Source organism: Flavobacterium microcysteis (genome assembly GCF_006385255.1).
Lineage (GTDB): Bacteria > Bacteroidota > Bacteroidia > Flavobacteriales > Flavobacteriaceae > Flavobacterium > Flavobacterium microcysteis.
The window spans coordinates 224797-241574 of the sequence record NZ_VFJE01000055.1 but is presented as its reverse complement, the minus strand read 5'-3'; the positions used below and the strand labels follow the sequence as shown (position 1 = coordinate 241574).

General features: G+C 36.2%; 16 protein-coding genes. 3 read left to right on the top strand and 13 right to left on the bottom strand.

Features of this window, described 5'->3' with window-relative positions; genetic code table 11:
• Positions 1–92 precede the first annotated feature (92 nt).
• The gene (locus FJA49_RS12370; RefSeq protein ID WP_140001231.1) at positions 93–1058 is read left to right on the top strand and encodes a transporter; all 966 of its coding nucleotides are present in this window, start codon (positions 93–95) and stop codon (positions 1056–1058) included.
• A 6-nt stretch (positions 1059–1064) separates the two neighbouring features.
• A complete protein-coding gene (locus tag FJA49_RS12365) occupies positions 1065–2183 on the top strand; it encodes a GTP cyclohydrolase (protein ID WP_140001230.1) in 1119 nt (372 codons plus the stop codon).
• A 72-nt stretch (positions 2184–2255) separates the two neighbouring features.
• On the opposite strand, the gene FJA49_RS12360 is transcribed toward FJA49_RS12365, so the two are convergent.
• The 10 genes from FJA49_RS12360 to FJA49_RS12315 all read right to left on the bottom strand — a co-directional run bounded on the left by FJA49_RS12360 (position 2256) and on the right by FJA49_RS12315 (position 9826).
• The gene (locus FJA49_RS12360; RefSeq protein WP_140001229.1) at positions 2256–2720 is read right to left on the bottom strand and encodes a hypothetical protein; all 465 of its coding nucleotides are present in this window, start codon (positions 2718–2720) and stop codon (positions 2256–2258) included.
• A 235-nt stretch (positions 2721–2955) separates the two neighbouring features.
• Complete coding sequence (locus tag FJA49_RS12355; RefSeq protein ID WP_140001228.1) at positions 2956–4224, bottom strand: aminotransferase class I/II-fold pyridoxal phosphate-dependent enzyme; 1269 nt, start codon at positions 4222–4224, stop codon at positions 2956–2958.
• A 225-nt stretch (positions 4225–4449) separates the two neighbouring features.
• Entirely contained in the window at positions 4450–5154 is a 705-nt protein-coding gene (locus FJA49_RS12350) for a DUF342 domain-containing protein (protein WP_140001227.1), read from the bottom strand.
• Positions 5155–5593: 439 nt separating this feature from the next.
• Positions 5594–5926, bottom strand: coding sequence for a DUF4339 domain-containing protein (locus FJA49_RS12345; RefSeq protein ID WP_140001226.1), 333 nt, complete (start codon positions 5924–5926; stop codon positions 5594–5596).
• Between the two features lie 190 nt (positions 5927–6116).
• On the bottom strand, positions 6117–6497 hold the full coding sequence (locus FJA49_RS12340; RefSeq protein WP_140001225.1) for a PH domain-containing protein: 381 nt from the start codon (positions 6495–6497) through the stop codon (positions 6117–6119).
• Positions 6498–6531: 34 nt separating this feature from the next.
• Positions 6532–7077, bottom strand: a complete 546-nt coding sequence (locus FJA49_RS12335; RefSeq protein ID WP_140001224.1) for a hypothetical protein — start codon at positions 7075–7077, stop codon at positions 6532–6534.
• Positions 7078–7145: 68 nt separating this feature from the next.
• Entirely contained in the window at positions 7146–8435 is a 1290-nt protein-coding gene (locus tag FJA49_RS12330; protein ID WP_158629487.1) for a metallophosphoesterase, read from the bottom strand.
• An 88-nt stretch (positions 8436–8523) separates the two neighbouring features.
• A complete protein-coding gene (locus FJA49_RS12325) occupies positions 8524–8730 on the bottom strand; it encodes a helix-turn-helix domain-containing protein (RefSeq protein WP_140001222.1) in 207 nt (68 codons plus the stop codon).
• Position 8731: 1 nt separating this feature from the next.
• The gene (locus tag FJA49_RS12320; RefSeq protein ID WP_140001221.1) at positions 8732–9232 is read right to left on the bottom strand and encodes a hypothetical protein; all 501 of its coding nucleotides are present in this window, start codon (positions 9230–9232) and stop codon (positions 8732–8734) included.
• Between the two features lie 102 nt (positions 9233–9334).
• Complete coding sequence (locus tag FJA49_RS12315) at positions 9335–9826, bottom strand: hypothetical protein (RefSeq protein ID WP_140001220.1); 492 nt, start codon at positions 9824–9826, stop codon at positions 9335–9337.
• Between the two features lie 171 nt (positions 9827–9997).
• Here FJA49_RS12315 and FJA49_RS12310 point away from each other — a divergent pair, with 171 nt between their 5' ends.
• Complete coding sequence (locus FJA49_RS12310) at positions 9998–12304, top strand: T9SS type A sorting domain-containing protein (protein ID WP_140001219.1); 2307 nt, start codon at positions 9998–10000, stop codon at positions 12302–12304.
• 107 nt (positions 12305–12411) lie between these two features.
• Here the strand turns inward: FJA49_RS12310 and FJA49_RS12305 are convergent, their stop codons facing one another.
• From FJA49_RS12305 to FJA49_RS12295, 3 genes are all read right to left on the bottom strand, one after another.
• Entirely contained in the window at positions 12412–13065 is a 654-nt protein-coding gene (locus FJA49_RS12305) for an ankyrin repeat domain-containing protein (protein ID WP_140001218.1), read from the bottom strand.
• A gap of 144 nt (positions 13066–13209) precedes the next feature.
• Positions 13210–14049 (bottom strand): helix-turn-helix domain-containing protein, encoded by an 840-nt coding sequence (locus FJA49_RS12300; protein ID WP_140001217.1) that lies wholly within the window; start codon positions 14047–14049, stop codon positions 13210–13212.
• Between the two features lie 241 nt (positions 14050–14290).
• Positions 14291–16681 carry an outer membrane beta-barrel family protein gene (locus FJA49_RS12295; RefSeq protein WP_158629486.1) on the bottom strand — a complete coding sequence of 797 codons (2391 nt, stop codon included), beginning with the start codon at positions 16679–16681 and terminating at the stop codon, positions 14291–14293.
• Between the last annotated feature and the right edge of the window lie 97 nt (positions 16682–16778).

Below are 16778 nucleotides of genomic sequence, written 5' to 3'. Positions count from 1 at the left end.
AACGTTTAAATTTAAAATATCCTTCTTAAATAAATAATAAATTATACTACTTTTGGGTTATACTAACCATTGCTAATGAAAACTGAGAGACTATGTCAAAATTAAGATTCGCTTCGTTACTGTTCTTCGCCTTCTGTTCTTCAGCCAGCTATGCGCAATTTACCGACGATATCAACTCCAACCGTCCCGGAGAATCCATGTCGGGATTTTCAGTAGGAAAGACCGTTTTCCAGGCTGAAGCCGGAATTTATGCTTTAGCAGAAGACCATGACATCCAGAATTATAAAACTAAAGGTTTTGGACTTGATTTGGCACTGCGTTACGGAGCTTTTTTGGAACAATTGGAATTTATCATGAACCTGCAATACCAAGCTGACCAGTACGAAACTGCTTTGGGAACTGAAAACAGGAATGCTGTCAAAAAACTGACGCTTGGAGCCAAATATCTTATCTATGATCCGTTTAAGAATTACGAAGAAAAAGTAAACATCTACAGCTGGAAAGCCAATCACCGATTCAAATGGAGACAGTTTATTCCTGCAGTGGGAGTTTATGCCGGAGCCAATATTAATTTTTCAAATAATCCCTATACCTTTCCAACTGACCCAAAAATCAGTCCTAAGCTGATGGTTATTACACAAAACCATTTCGGAAGCCGTTATGTGTATGTGATGAACATTATCGCTGATAAGGTAACAACCGATTATCCTAGCTATGGTATTATCGCTACTTTGACTAGAGGTTTCAATGAAAAATGGTCCGGATTTATAGAATTGCAAGGTTATAAAAGTGATTTCTATTCTGATGCTATTGGCCGTGTAGGTGCTGCCTATCTTCTTCAGCCAAACTTACAGGTGGATGCTTCCATCAGTAAAAACATCAAGGATACTCCTTCTATTTTCTACGGAGGCGTTGGTGTTTCCTGGAGATTTGATGGCTTCTATAAAGACATCATGATTCAAGGACCGGATAAGAGCGACAAAAAAGACAAAAAGAAAGACAAGAAAAAAGAAGACGAGAAAAAACGAATCGACGAAGTCGGAGGAGAAAAAGAATAACCCACAATGATATCAATTAAAGAAGCCAATACCAAAGCTCTGCTTTTGGATTATATAAAATTTCCGTTTTCACTATACAAAGGCAGCCAATATTGGGTACCGCCTATCATAAGCGATGAACTAGAAACTTTTGACAAAGATAAAAACCCAGCTTTTGCAAGTGCCGATGCTAAATTTTATCTTGCTTATAAAGACAATACAATTGTTGGAAGGATTGCTGCCATCATCAATTGGAATGAGGTAAACGACCAAGGCAAGAAAAAAGTACGTTTTGGATGGTTTGATGTAATTGACGATATCGAAGTTACCAAAGCATTGCTGGAAAAAGTCCATGAATTTGGCCGGGAAAACCAGCTTGAATATGTCGAAGGGCCGGTAGGTTTTTCTAATTTGGATAAAGTTGGCGTACTCACTGAAGGTTTTGACGAGATTAGCACAATGATTACCTGGTATAACTTTCCGTATTATAAAGAGCATTTCGAAAAGTTAGGAATGACCGTTGAAAAAGAATATGTCGAAAGCAAGTTCCCTCTCTCTAATATCAAGCCTGAGTATTTTATAAAAGCTAACGAACTAATCAAGCAGCGATATCAGCTGAGACCGCTAAACTTCACAAAAACTAAAGATATTATGCCTTATGTAGACAAGATGTTTGACTTGTTTAATAAGTCGTATGCGAACCTGTCTTCATTTGTGGCTATAACCGATATACAGAAAGAATATTTCAAGAAAAAATACATCAGTTTTATCAATCCGGAGCTAATCAAATTTGTTGTCGATAAAGACGACAATATAGTTGCTTTCAGTATTGTGATGCCGTCTTTTTCGGAAGCGTTGCAAAAAGCTAAGGGTAAACTTTTCCCATTTGGATTCCTGCATTTACTTAAGGCTCGAAAACACAGCAAGGATATGATTTTTTATCTGATAGGTATTGATCCGGAATATCAAAACAAAGGCGTAACAGCTATTGTTTTTAATGAATATTATAAAACTTTTAGCGAAAAGGGCGTGCAAACCTGTTTCAGGACTCCTGAATTGGTAGACAATACTGCAATCCATAATATCTGGAAACATTTTGGGCCAGTTATCCACAAAAGAAGATGTACGTATGTACAGAATCTATAACAGTAAAGAGCCTACAAATAAAAAAGTTCCGGTATCAGTAATGTCGGAACTTTTTTTATTTGCTACAGTCTATTACTTACAAGCTACTTTTTTCAGCACCATCTTATCATCAAACTTTAGCGATTTCTTATCCTTAAAAGCCTGCTTGTTTCCTTGTTCGGTTATGTCACCATATCCTTGCAACAGAGTATCGTCTTTGCGTAGCAAAACGATTTCTCTAATTGAAGTCACACCTTCCGATTGGAATGTATAGTCGGCATATAGCGTATCTCCTTTAAACATTCCTGAAAACATACCTGTATTGCTGTCTTTTTCAAACCAGGCATATTTCAAATCTCCTGCCACATTATTACCATTGGTAATAGCCATAGAAAGCTGTATCGTGTCTTTTCCGTTGGTGTATTCATAGCACTCTTTGGCTGGTGCTGTTATTTCCGGCTGTTCCATTTCTGGTTCCGTGACTACCTTTGTATCTTCTTTCTTATTGCAGGCTGCCAAGCTAATGACTAAACCCAAAACTAAAAATTTGATTTTCATGTGTGTTGCTTTTTTTTGATTAGTTGTATTAAAGATAAAGTTTTTAGGTGAGAATTGAAAACTAAGGTTCTGAGGCACTGAGGTGCTAAGGTACTAAGGTGCTAAGGTGCTAAGGTTTGAAAGTCTAAAGTCTTAAATCTCAAATCAAAAAACTTAAATCAAAAGCCTAAAGATTAGTACTGAAATCAAAAATCTGAAATAAAAAAGCCATTCTTTTCAGAATGGCTTTTTTAAATTATCTTTCGTCGCTTACATCGACCGTAGTCTTGGCAGCGATTTCTTTGTAAGTACCGTTAACCAGTTTTTCACGTATTGCTTCAAATGCAGCTAATGTCTCTGCAATATCGTCCAAAGTGTGTGAAGCTGTAGGAATCATTCTTAACAAAATAATACCTTTAGGGATTACCGGATATACTACGATCGATAAGAAGATACCGTAGTTCTCTCTAAGGTCGTTTACCATTACCATCGCTTCTGGAATACTTCCTTCCAAATATACCGGAGTAATGCAAGTGTTAGTATCACCAATATTAAATCCTCTCTCTTTCAAGCCATTTTGAAGCGCATTCACGTTTTCCCAAAGCTTATCTTTGATTTCAGACGAATTACGTAACAATTCCAAACGCTTCAACGAACCGATTGTCTGGATCATTGGCAATGCCTTGGCAAACATTTGAGAACGTAAGTTATATTTTAAATAGTCAATAATATCTTTATCAGCAGCAACAAATGCACCAATATTTGCCATTGATTTCGCAAACGTAGAGAAATACACGTCGATTCCATCCTGACAGCCTTGTTCTTCACCTGCACCAGCACCTGTTTTACCAAGCGTACCGAAACCATGTGCATCATCAACCAAAAGACGGAAATTGTATTTTTCCTTCATGGCAACGATTTCTTTCAGTTTTCCTTGCTGTCCTCTCATTCCAAAAACACCTTCTGTGATGAAAAGGATACCACCTCCTGTTTCTGTAGCCATTTTTGTAGCACGTTGCAGGTTTTTCTCCATACTTTCCAAATCATTGTGTTTGTAGGTGAAACGCTTACCCATATGAAGGCGAACGCCATCGATGATACAAGCATGTGAATCTACATCATACACAATAATATCATTTTTGGTCACCAAAGCATCAATGATAGACACCATTCCTTGATAGCCAAAATTTAAAAGATATGCGGCTTCTTTCATTACAAAAGTGGCCAATTCATTTTCTAACTGTTCGTGATATTTGGTGTGGCCGCTCATCATACGCGCACCCATAGGATAGGCTGCTCCAAATTCTGCAGCAGCTTCAGTATCAACTTTGCGTACTTCCGGATGGTTTGCCAGCCCTAAATAATCGTTAAGACTCCAGTTCAAAATATCCTTCCCATGAAATTTCATTCTCGGTCCTAAATCGCCTTCCAGTTTAGGAAATACATAATATCCTTCTGCCTGTGAAGCCCATTTTCCTAAAGGACCTTTATTTTGCTGTATTCTTTCGAATAAATCTTTTACCATAATATGATATAGTTAATTTTCTTTTATGAAATTGAGGCTTTTCAAACCTGCGTGCAAAAATAATTATTTATAAGTTATTATACTTCGGAATAGGCATTTATTTTAAGTATAAGTCGATACTTTTTACCGTGGTATTGGCTAAAAAAGCGAAACCGCTCCTGTGCAGGGGAGCGGTTAAAGGGTTGGGAAAAAATTTGTAGTATATAGTGGAAAAATTTTAGAAATTCATTCTATTATGTCTGTCAGGCTCGCAATTTTTACTAGATTTTCCATCTCCACTTCTAGAGCTCGGATTTCTTCCTTCCAGACCTGTATTTTTTTATTTGCTTCTTCAATCTCTTCTTTCTTGTCTTCGGTCATCCTTAAAAACTGGAATGATTTGGCACCAACAAGTTCTTGTTTTGCTGCTTCAAGATTCTCTTTTGCCATATCCAACTCAATTTCAATCTGTGCCATTCTTTTGGCCGCTATTCCATTCTCATCTGTGGTTAGCACGCCTTCTTCTTCTTCAAGGCTTGTATTTGCAGACTTTTCTGTTTTATCAGACGAACGCTCTTTCCAGAACGACTCTTTGGATAACTGTAATTCATTATGACTGCGTTGTTCATCTTTTGAGATACTACTTGTGATATAAAAACTATAAAACAAAATACCAAATCCCAGAATCAATCCCAAGGCAACAAACAATAGCAAGCGATCTTTAAAAAAAGAAGCCGTTTCGTCATCTATAGATTTACGGAACCCTTCTTTCCTTTTCTCCCAGTTTGTTCGAAACAGCTCTTTTAATTCTGATATGTTTCTGATTTTAGACCTGCGATTCGAATCAAAGAACCAATCTTGCATATCTCTTCCATTTCCTCTTGATTTCAAATCATTGAAGTCAAAAGAACCCAGATTTTGTTCCCCACTATTTATGTAGTATTTTTTCATAAAAACAGTGAATTCAAATAATAACCTGAGATAAACAAGCAAATCAAATGTAGACCAACAAAAACCGATTTCCTTACGGGTTTCCGTAAAAGCGTGTTTTTTTTCAAAAAAAAGCACTTAAAATTCATAACATTCACAAAATGTGACCGTTAAATATCCCGATTTTAGCTTATGGCATCCTATTTCTTCCTTCGATTTCTTTTTCGGAGACAAGTCTATGGGAAAACAAAAAACCGCCCGAAGGCGGTTTAGTCCGGATTGCATCACTATTATGGCTAGATCCGCTTGTCCCAACTGTTAATCAAAATATACTTAACTTCAAATATATATGCGTTACTGATTATATCCTTACGGCTAGCCGTAAAGCAAGTCTTTTTTTGAAAAAATATTCACATCACGAGAATTTAATTCTATAAATGCACTTAAAAAAATGTCATTTTTATAGATTAAGTCCCAATAAAAACATGATTATACCCACGGCAAGGGCAAAAAGGAAGAGAAACAAAAACTTATCAATATGCTTTAGGAAAAAGGATTCATCATTTTCCATTTTAGAAATATAATATTTTTCCACGCCTTGGCTACTCGTCAGTTCATGCCCTGGAATACTCTCAAAGAGAGGATGTAATTCTCTGACATTTCTTGCCGGCGTCCAACCTTCAAGCCCGATAAACCATACCATTGTTTCTGGTGCTATCCTATGCTCTCTCAAATCCTCAAGGCTAAAGGGCCCCAGATTCTCATCCCCCCTGTTCAGATAATATTTTTTCATGGTTTACATTTTGTACAATCTATGTCGTTTTTGTTACATATTGCCAAAAATAGGCTCCGAAAAAACAATTGCCTTACGGATTCCCGTAAGATCCGCTATTTTCTCTATTTGTGTTACAAATTAGCAAATAAAAAAACCCGAAGCAATGCTTCGGGTCATAATTTTTATTAAAATAATAATTATTTTTTCCCTATTTTAACACATGATGTGCCAATACTTTTTGCACCTCATAAACGTTAACCGATTTATTAAACTGTTTTTTAATACTCGGATTGATTTCACTCGATACCCAAATCCTCAATTCGGCATCTAATTCAAACGTTCCTGCCGTTTCTACACTAAAGCGACTGATTGCTTTATAGGCTATGGACTTATACTCTGTCTTACTTCCCGTAAGTCCTTGTATATCGATTAAAATAAGTCTTTTGTTAGTAAAGATAAAGGTGTCACGAAGCAGTTTAAATCCTAGTTCTATCGATTCTCCATCAGTAAGAAGCTGTCCGTATTTTTTTTGAAGTTCGTCCTGGCTTACTGCTCCTGCGTTGCCTAATAATGCCGAAAATAATCCCATTTTGTTATTTTAAATTAAGTTGTTACGATTGTTTTTAAGGTGATACCGTCATAAGAGCGTTTTCAACCTTTTTATCAGCTCCAAACATATCATGATACGTTTTTAAAGCTTTCTCCGGAGTATCCGATATTGTAATCTGTACTTTTTCTTCTTTTAATCCTTTCGGATCCGTATCATAAATAATACCTCTTGACTTTTTTCGAAGCTTTTTTTCAGCATCAATTACTATGGTACCAATATAATATGACTTACCTGCATCAGGAACCGAAAGATTCGCATAACCTATTGGTAGGTTGACAGAACCATAAGGCGTATAGATGTATTTGATAAAGTGATTGCCTTGCGGGAGTTTCATTATGATGAGCCCGTCTTCTAAAAGCTTATACGACAGAGTACCTTTTATGTTTTCATCAAAATAGATTTTGGCATTTTTGGTTACATCTTTATCATCATTCATAATTTTGATTTCTCCTATAATAACAGTTTCTGATTGAGACAGTGTGTCTTTGGTTGACAATTTCCCTGTCTTGCATGAAGCAAAGAACACAACGACAAAACAGAGCAAAATATAGTTTTTCATAGCCGATTGTTTTTTGCTAAGGTACGAGTATTTCTTTAAAATTTCTGTCCATTTAAAGACTGCTAAAACTATAATTTAGACCTTCTGCCCTTATCGTCAACCGCATATTCTTTTCCGTTTTCAATCAATAATCCTACTGTTTTGCCACTGTCTTTTTCCTGTCCATGCTTAACATCAATCTTGAATACTTTTCCTTTATAATCCACAGTAATGGCATCAACAACAGAATGCCCTATCACAAGCTTTTCGCCTCCATAATAATGTAGTACTTTTTCTAATTCTTCCTGCGATGGCTTGTGTGTAGGCGCATTGGAGGGGTCATTAAAGAAATAAACGGCACGGTATAAAAAATTCATTGATAAACTTCTGTCCCAATAAGGGCTAAAATAAGAACTCAACACTAATGCATGACGCTTGTCTTCTAACTTTTGGTCGGGATAGATACCATAATATTTTCGGGCAATTGCATTCATTTCCTTGAACGATAATTTCTCATCGACATGCCTAGTATTTAGACCAGCATGCACAAAAAGATAGAGACCAATTTTTTCTGCAATATTTTTGCTCCTCAACCATCTTCCTAATTCTGATTCAGCAGCAAAAAGCCTTCGCAATCCTTTATCCCACCGGGTAGTATTGCCGATACGTTTAGCTGCTTCCATATATTTGAAATCGCAATAGGATACATCACCATAAAGATTCATGATTTCATGATTCCCTAAGATATAATGTACTTTGCCTCCTGCCTTTTCAGCCTCTTGTTCCAGCTTGTAAATAAGCCAAAGTACCTGTGTGGTATTTTTGCCTCGGTCAACAAAATCACCATTCAGTACCAAATGCCCGGCACCATATGTCCAATGATACTGCATATCCATTACACCATTAGCAATCAAAAAACTGTAAAAGCCGTCAAAATTGCCTTCGATATCAGAAATAGCAATCATTTTTTTTGAAAGCTGAAATTGATCTGCTTCCTGGGCATATTCTTTTCGGAGCTTTACCTGAAAAACATCCTTATCAGCGTTGTCAGCCTCAACGGTCACAATCCGTGAGCTATCGAGAGGTTCTACATAAAGGCTATTGTCACCATCAACTCTAAAAATTGTATCGCCAAAAATATAAGGCCCGTCTGCTCCGTCTAGCTTCGTCTCGAAAATTTCATTATGCTTAAAACCAAATTCCTTGTCGTCCCTCCAAAGCGCATTTAATCCTGACCAATAATATACATAAGTACCTTTCCTCTCGTCAATATCCGAATAGCCAAAGTAAAGTGTTGTTCCTAACCAATAAGTCACTACTATAATGGCCGTCCATTTAATGATTTTTTTTGCTCGTTTATTGAATTTTGATTGTTTCATGATGATGATTTTGTTGTTATATTTTGGCATTAGAAATCCCGCCCGAGCTTTTTGAGTTCAGGTAATCTGGCTAATAATGTATCCGAATTTAATCTTCGCGATATTCCAACAGGTCGCCAGGTTGGCAGTCAAGTGCCTTGCAGAGCGCTTCCAGAGTAGAGAGTTTTAATGCTTTGGCCTTACCCGTTTTTAGTATGGAAAGGTTGCCCTGCGTAATACCAATCTTTTCAGCAAGTTCCTGTGATTGCATCTTTCGCTTGGCCAACATAATATCGATGTTAATGATGATGGACATACTATATAGTTAGTTCGGTTTGGGTCTGCAGTACATATCCTTCTTTGAAAAAAGCCAACATAAAATAGATTACGATGCCTAATACAAGGTGTAACAAAAGATAAGTATCGTTTCTCAGGTAAGCGTCTTCCTGAAATTGCAAATAGCCTAACAGTAACAAAAAAGGTACCGCCAACACATTAAGCAAAGCAAAACGCTTGAGCCAAGTAATCACATCAAGGTTAAAGGTAACTTCAGAACTCATACCATGGAAAATCTTGCATAAGAAAAAAGTAAAAACAAGATAGTAGCCAAGATACAATAGTCCTGTGCCCATATTAGAAAATGTGGTAATTGCTACCAATGTACTACCCGTAAGTGGTATTTCAAATTGCTGCCTATGCTCCGTTCCCGAATAGTAGATAAAGGCTACATAACCTAAAGTTAGCAACTGTAGGACAAAAGCAATAAAGCAGCCGTGTCCTAATAGTCTTGAAAGCGAATTTTTTCCGATAAGTTTCATTTGCGATAGTATTTATTACCGCAAAAATAGAATAATTTACCGTGTTACGGTAAATTATTTTCGTATTAAAGTAAAATTTAACATTATAAAGCATTCAAATTGCTACAATGCCCGAACCAATATCTTAGTTTCTTTTTGCACTTCCGTATCTTTTGAAGCAACGGCAATACTCTTTAAAACAGCTTCCATAAAAACAACCTCATCAGCATGCCTGTCATTCAATTGGTCTATGTTTAGGATTTTTCCATCTTTTGCATGTGCTTCTATAGAAGAATACATTCCTTTTTCAGACTTATTTCGCTTTTGTGAAGTTGTATCAATTGCTTCAAAAAGATTTAGGATTTCTTTTAGCGAAGCCTCATCAAGAGATACAATTTTACTATCTGACAAGCCTTTGTTAGCATCAGCCGATGCAGCCAAAACCTCATTCAGATTTTTATATTCAATTTGGCTTTTTTGACTGTCAATAGTAATCTGTTTAGGGTATTGAGAATGGCTCAGATTGATGACAATAGTTGAAAAAATTTCTTTTTGTTCTTTTTTCAAACAAGAACTAAAAAAGACAACCGCAATTAAAAGGAGTATTTTTTTCATAACAAAATGTTTTTACTAAGATAAAAGATTTTTATTGAGATCATCGTATTTTTTCTATTAAGCAAATTGAAAAAAGTACGGTTTATCTGATTAATCGTATTTACATATCTTTATGCTAACGAGACCTGTCTTTCGTTTTATTTATAAACAAGAACCCTTAATTAACATTTTATGAAAAAAATTTACCTCTTATTCTTCTTCCTCTGTTTTTTTAATTTATCTGCTCAAAATGGCACTTACTATCTGAGTAATTTCTTGATTTCACCCCATAATTTTACAAATCTGAATCAGGTTGTTAATCATTTAAACTTGCAACCTACACCATCAACTTTGATAATGAATGCTAATATCGGTATAGCATCAAATCTTATGATAACGGATAAGATTGCTTTAAAATTCCAAAATGGATTTAAAGTAACAATTCCTGATGGAGTTACCCTAACATTAAACTGCCCTATAGATGCTGGCATATTTCAAATTTTTGATATATCAGGTAGCGGAAAAACAGATGGACAACCAAAAATAGATCAAGCTTACCCTGAATGGTGGCACCACTCAACTACTACCTCATGGACAAAAGCCATTCAAAATGCCCTTGATTTTTATTCAATAGTTTTCTTTTCCAACAATAATGAAGATCCTTACATAGTATCTGATTCTATTAAGATCGATCTTAGTAGAAACAATCAGGCAGGCTATATATTAAAAGGCATTGGACGCGGTTCCACAATTATTGCCAATGGACCTCAAAATAATGGTTTCCTATTTGTGTGCAAAAATGTACCTTATAACGGATACATTGGTGGACTTACATTTGAAAATTTGAGCTTTTTCTGTTACAATGGAATCTCAATCGAATCAAATGGAGATTTAGGTGATTTGAATGAAGGTTTTGCTATCCAGAACGTAAAAATTAACAATTGTCGTTTTCATTATAGTAGTGAAAACACCAAAAATAACAATACTGCTATCTCATTTAAAAAAGTATTTGATTCTAAAATCTCCAATAATTACATTATTGGCTTTGGTACCGGAATTAAATTTCAAGGCTCGGATATAAATACAATCCATGATAATAGAATAATGAACTTTTATAACTACGCCATTTGTGATTTGGCTTTTGGTACTTTCGGTTCACAAAATACTATCATACATAATGATTTATTGGCCTACAAAGGCGACCAAAATAAAGGTGCTTTTATAAAATCAACATCGAGGCATATTATTATCCGGGACAACTATCTCGAAAACCAACCTTCTGCACAAAATCCCCAATTCCCAAATAGTAGAGTTTATGCTTATATCGACTGTTCCAAACGTAGCTTATCACCTAGCAAAGATTACATTACAGGTGAGTTCACAAAAATCATAGATATCACCGGAAATCGATGCGATGTTGAAAACAATACCTGCACCAACTATATCTATTTTATAGATGAAAAATTTAAAAGCCTGAATCTGGTTGAATCTCCTAATATATCGTTATATACATTAGGTTCCACATTCTGCACTACAGAAACAAGTAACCCTATATCACATATTCTTTTTAAGATGGATAATCTCAACCAATGGGATAAGATCATTAACATACAAAGCGATTCTTTTATAGGATGGGAAAACTTTTCGTCTTCAAGATATTTTACAGATGCTTCCAATGGCGATCTTATAATTTCGCCAAAAAACTTTTCTCACAATATCTTTCATGGCCAGTATGAAATGCAACGATTTAATTCCCGAGGGCTTATGTTGGAGAAAGACCAAGCCATTTTTGTAAAAATCGACCAAAAACCGGATAGTAATTCTTTTGGAAGCATACCGAAAAATCTTAATTTTAAAATTAAAGTGCGTAATTACCGAAAAACAGCCCAAGATCCGCTTGACACCAATAATAATGATCTTTATTTCAGCATCAAGACAAGTACGGTAGAAATGCCACTTCCATTGTATTGGACCAATATTGAAATTCCTAATGGAGATAACTTCTCAACCTTAAGTGTTACTATTCCTTATCCTTTCTCAAATGCGGCTGCCAATCAGGTACCGGCAGATTATTTTGATCCAAGTAAAGTCTATTATATTTCAATTTCAGCACGAAATTCAACAAAAGAGATTAGAGAAATGATATTAGAAGCTGTTCCACCAATATCTTCTGCAAAACAAAAAGAAAAGAAAGAAGAAGAGAAAGATTTAAAAAGCGGTGAAACAGAGGATGAGACTACTGAAGAAATACAGCGTATCATTGTAAACAATGAAATAAAAACATATCCAAATCCGGTTAAGGATAAAATAACTTTTGATATTAAAGAAGGGGATTCTTTAAAAGCCGTAGAATTATATGATACCACTGGAAAGTTCATACAAAACCTGACAGACAAAATAACCGAGAATTCCGTAGATATTAGCGCCCTGGAAAGCGGTACCTATTTTGTAAAAATCATCAGTCTTTCTACTACTTCAAAAACTATTATAAAAAAATAAAATTCGAAAATTTAGTCAGATAAAAAACAGAGGGGTAATATTTTATTGCTCCTCTGTTTCTACAAAGCAATACTACAATCGGTTATAACTTTTCGAAACAATAAGCTTTATTGCAATAAACTTACAATCTCTTTAAAACCTCTATTCTTAGCATGCTGTAAAGGACTTACGCCATCACTATCCGGAATATCCAATCGGGATCCTGCATCTTTTAAAATCTGGACAATTTCCTGGTATTTTTTGCTACCGTCTCCTAGCACAATCGCTTCCATCAAAGCTGTCCATCCTAAACGATTAACATGGTCTATCGGGAATTTTTTAGTATTTGCTAATAATCTGACAGTTTCCACATGTCCACGTTCGCAGGCCGGAATAAGTGCCGTTCCATTATATCTATTAAAAATATCAAAGCGTGCTCCGTTATTCAAATACAGCTGTACGAGTTCTGTTTGTCCGCTTGCACCTGCATATAAAAAAGCACTGTCTAAATTATCCGACTGCTGGTTGACATCGGCTCCGTGTTTTACTAGCAATTTTGCCATTTCTGTCTGACTGTTTCGTGTTGCAATTAACAGCAACGAATTTTTATTATTATCGGCTGTATTCGCATCGGCTCCATTTTCAAGTGCCTTTGCCATACCATTCACATCATTTTTCTGCACTAATTCTAAAACATTCTGATTCATTACTTGAGTTGTTTGAGTTAAAGAAGGGCAAGAAGCAGCTACTGCCATCATTGCCATTAAAAGTATACCTTTCATAATAGCATTATTAAATATTATACTTAGTTACCGGTAAATTATGGATTGCAATCTTTTTTAAAATCTATATAAAAGATGATGCTGCAAAGATAAAGTGGCTTGTTCTCAAACAAGTAGGACGATTTCTGCCATTGCTTGTAAAATTTATCTCTTTTCTCTAAATGCACTAGGAGTCATTCCTGTCTGGCTCTTAAAAAAATTAGAAAAATAAGCATGGTCAGCAAAGCCCAATTCAAAGGCTATTTCTTTGATGGAAAGGTTCGTATTACTCAGCAATCTTTTAGATTCTGTACTGATGCGCTGTTGGATCAGCTGTGTAGCAGAAGTTTTTAAATGTTTTCTGCAAAGGGTGTTTAGGTAGTTGGCAGAAACATGCAGCTCATTTGCATAAAAGGTTACCTGTTTCTGTTCTTTAAAAAATTGGTCAACCAGCGTATTGAATTTTGCCAATCTTGGATTCGATTCATACGCTTTAAGTGTTGACAACAGTTGTTCGGCTTCACTGCTAACTATACTGGCAATAATAGCCGCTCGTAGATAAATGATATGATTCTGGGCATCGGTTTTTTGTAATTCTTCTTTAACTGCCTTGAATTCATATAGCAGACTGTTAAACGTAGCATCTGCCAACCGAAACACCGGATGATTCTGATACTCTGTAATCGAAAATCGGAAATAAGGCGCAAACTGCTCAAAAAATGTCCGCTCTGCCATTAACTGATAACCTATTGTTCCTGATTTGATATCCCATTTATGTAGCTGTCCCGGGAAAAGCAAATGCACCTGACTATTTTCAATTTCGTATTCAATAGAATCAATGGTATGCTTCCCTTCTCCTTTCTCAAAAAGTACTATCGAAAAAAAGTCATGCTTGTGTGGTTCCTCAATATGCCTTTCGCCATGAAGCTCATTAAACAAAAGCTCTTCTTTACCGGCTAATTGCCCTGCACGGAATTTTTCGATGTTGAATATGGGTAATATCATTTTTGAAGCAATTGAAAATTACAACGGTTTTGCATCGCAAGAGTGTTGCAAAACCGCTGTAATTTACAAAAAAGCTTTTCATTTTGGATTTCCGATTTTAGATTTTGGATTTTTGATTTTGGATTTTTGAATTACGAATTGGTTAGTGTCAAACAATTAAGAGATGCAGGCACATCGCACCTCTTAAATCATAAATCTTAATTCATATATCTTAAATCCAAAATCTAAAATCCAAAATTCATCAAATCCTTCTCTGCTCCTCAGTCTGTTCTCTGGTTTTTTCTTTCAACTTTTGGTTTCCGAAATTATAACGGAATCCCAGCCTCAAATTTTGCGAATCGGAATAATAGCGTGACTTATTATACTGGTTACCGTAGTCTGTACTCATCTTCAATCTCTCTCCACGGTAAACATCTGAGAAAATACCATATACCTCCCCATTGCCTTTCAATACCTTTTTGCGTAATGCCAATGTTAGGTTAGATGTAGGATCAAAAACAAACGTTCCCTGTACTGAAGATGAATTATAGTCAAAATTAATCTCGCCGTTAAAATCTTTTTTCTTGTTTAGGGCAAAACGGTTGTTGACACTAAAATTATAAGTAGGTCGTCCGTTGCTATACATCTTTCCGTCTACTCCCTGAAAACGATCTTCTACATAGCTCAAGGCGCCTTGTAATCCTGCATCCCACCAGTCAAAAAATGTCAGGTTTGTATTGAATTCCAATCCAAATGCATAGTTCTTATCAATATTAGTGAATTGGTAAACCACCGTATTCTCCTCATAATCCTGATACACAATTTCCATTGACGGATCTTTTTCCAGTCGGTAGAACAAATCGAAATTATACTTGCCTTTGAGTGTATACAAAAAGTTTAGGTTGTGTGTAATGGTTGGCAACAGATTCGGGTCTCCCATACCGTACGAATAGTTATTGTTATATGTACGGAACGGATTGAGTTCACTATAACGAGGTCTGCTGATTCTTTTTCCATAAGAAAATCCGATTTCATGATTCTCATTAGGTTTGTACATCGAATAAAAAGTCGGAAACAGCTTGAAATAGTCCTGACCGTTGACTTCTGAAGTCGTAACCGAATTTCCTTCAAGCGAGGTATATTCCCCTCGTAATCCCGCCTTAAGACTCCATTTGCCAAATTCTTTGCTATAACTCAAATAACCTGCAAAAATAGATTCGTCATATAAAAACTTACTTGTACGCCTTAAGTTAGGTATCAGAACTCCGCCAATATCATCACGAAAGTCAAGTTTACTATCTGCCGACACATTACTGTATTTTAATCCTGCTTCAAGCGTACCGTTTCTTTCGTTACTATAATCCGCCTGTGTCGAAAATAGCTTAATTGCTTGTCGGCTGTTATTCACAAAACGAGTATCTCGATAAGGCGTTCCATCGGGTAAAGAAAACGCTGTGTTGATATCCTGATTATCTTTGGAAAGATAGTTTGTATAATCGGCGTTGACCGCCAGTTTTGCTTTTTCAGACAATACACGTTCGTATAAGAAATTATATGCTGCATTTCTGGCAGGATTCTTCCTATTATTGGTCGTTACATAAAGCGAGTCCAGCAATCCGTCTCCTCCATAAATAGCCGTTGGCGAACTGTACTTTCCAAACTGTTGTGGCGCTTGAAATCCCGTGCTTCCTATTGTAAACGTATTGAGCGAATCCAATTCGTAGGTTGCCTGTAATCGGTACGAATGCTGTTCCAGCGATTTGCTTTTGCGACGCAAATAACTCTTCCATTCTGAAGCTGTCCCTCCGTTTTCGTCGTAATAACGCGTCAAATCCTTGCTTTCATTTACATATTCTCCCATTCCAAAAGTATACCGCCCCATTAAAGATAGCTTTTTGCCTTTGTAAAAATGTCCGGTCGATGTCACTGCTTTAGGATATATCGATTGTACATAAGCCGTGTTTACAGAGCCTTTATAACCTTGCGACAGAACTTTTTTAAGTTTGATGTTGACAACGGCTGATCCTTGAGCATCGTATTTAGCAGGCGGATTGGTAATAACCTCAACCGATTTTACATCTTCGCCACTGGTATTTTCCAGATACTGCTTCAGCTCATCGCCGCTCATGTATACTTTCTTATCATTGATTGTTACCAGAATACTCTGGCTTCCACGTATCGAAATACTACCTGCACCCGTAGTTGTCACACCTGGTGTTTTAGATAAAATTTCCCAGGCGTTGTTAGAAGATAAAGAAGAATTTTCTACATTAAATTCCATACGGTCTACCAACCTTTTTACAATAGGACGCTTTGCAACGATTTCAACACCTTCTAACATTTCTGCCGCCTGTGATAGCACAAGAGGTTCTAGCTGCTGATCACTTGTTATGTTGATATTTCTATATGCTCCCGACATTCCTATGGCGCTTGCTTTTAAAATATATTGTCCATTCTCCACTGTACTTATTACAAAACGGCCTTCCTCATCGGCAAGCACTGCTCTGTATGCTGTAGAATCTTGTGCTTTTAATAAAGCCACATCGGCGAAAGGCACTGCCTTGCCTCCGGTTTCTATTACGGAACCGGAGAGGCTGTGCTGTGCGCTGCTCCACAAAGGGAACAACAGCAAAAAAATAACTAACTGTTTCATGATTTGATTGATGATTGATGAATCACATGGATTCATAATGATGATTGATTGATGATGATTGAAACTCGATGATTGATGGTGCAAATCTCAGCAAACG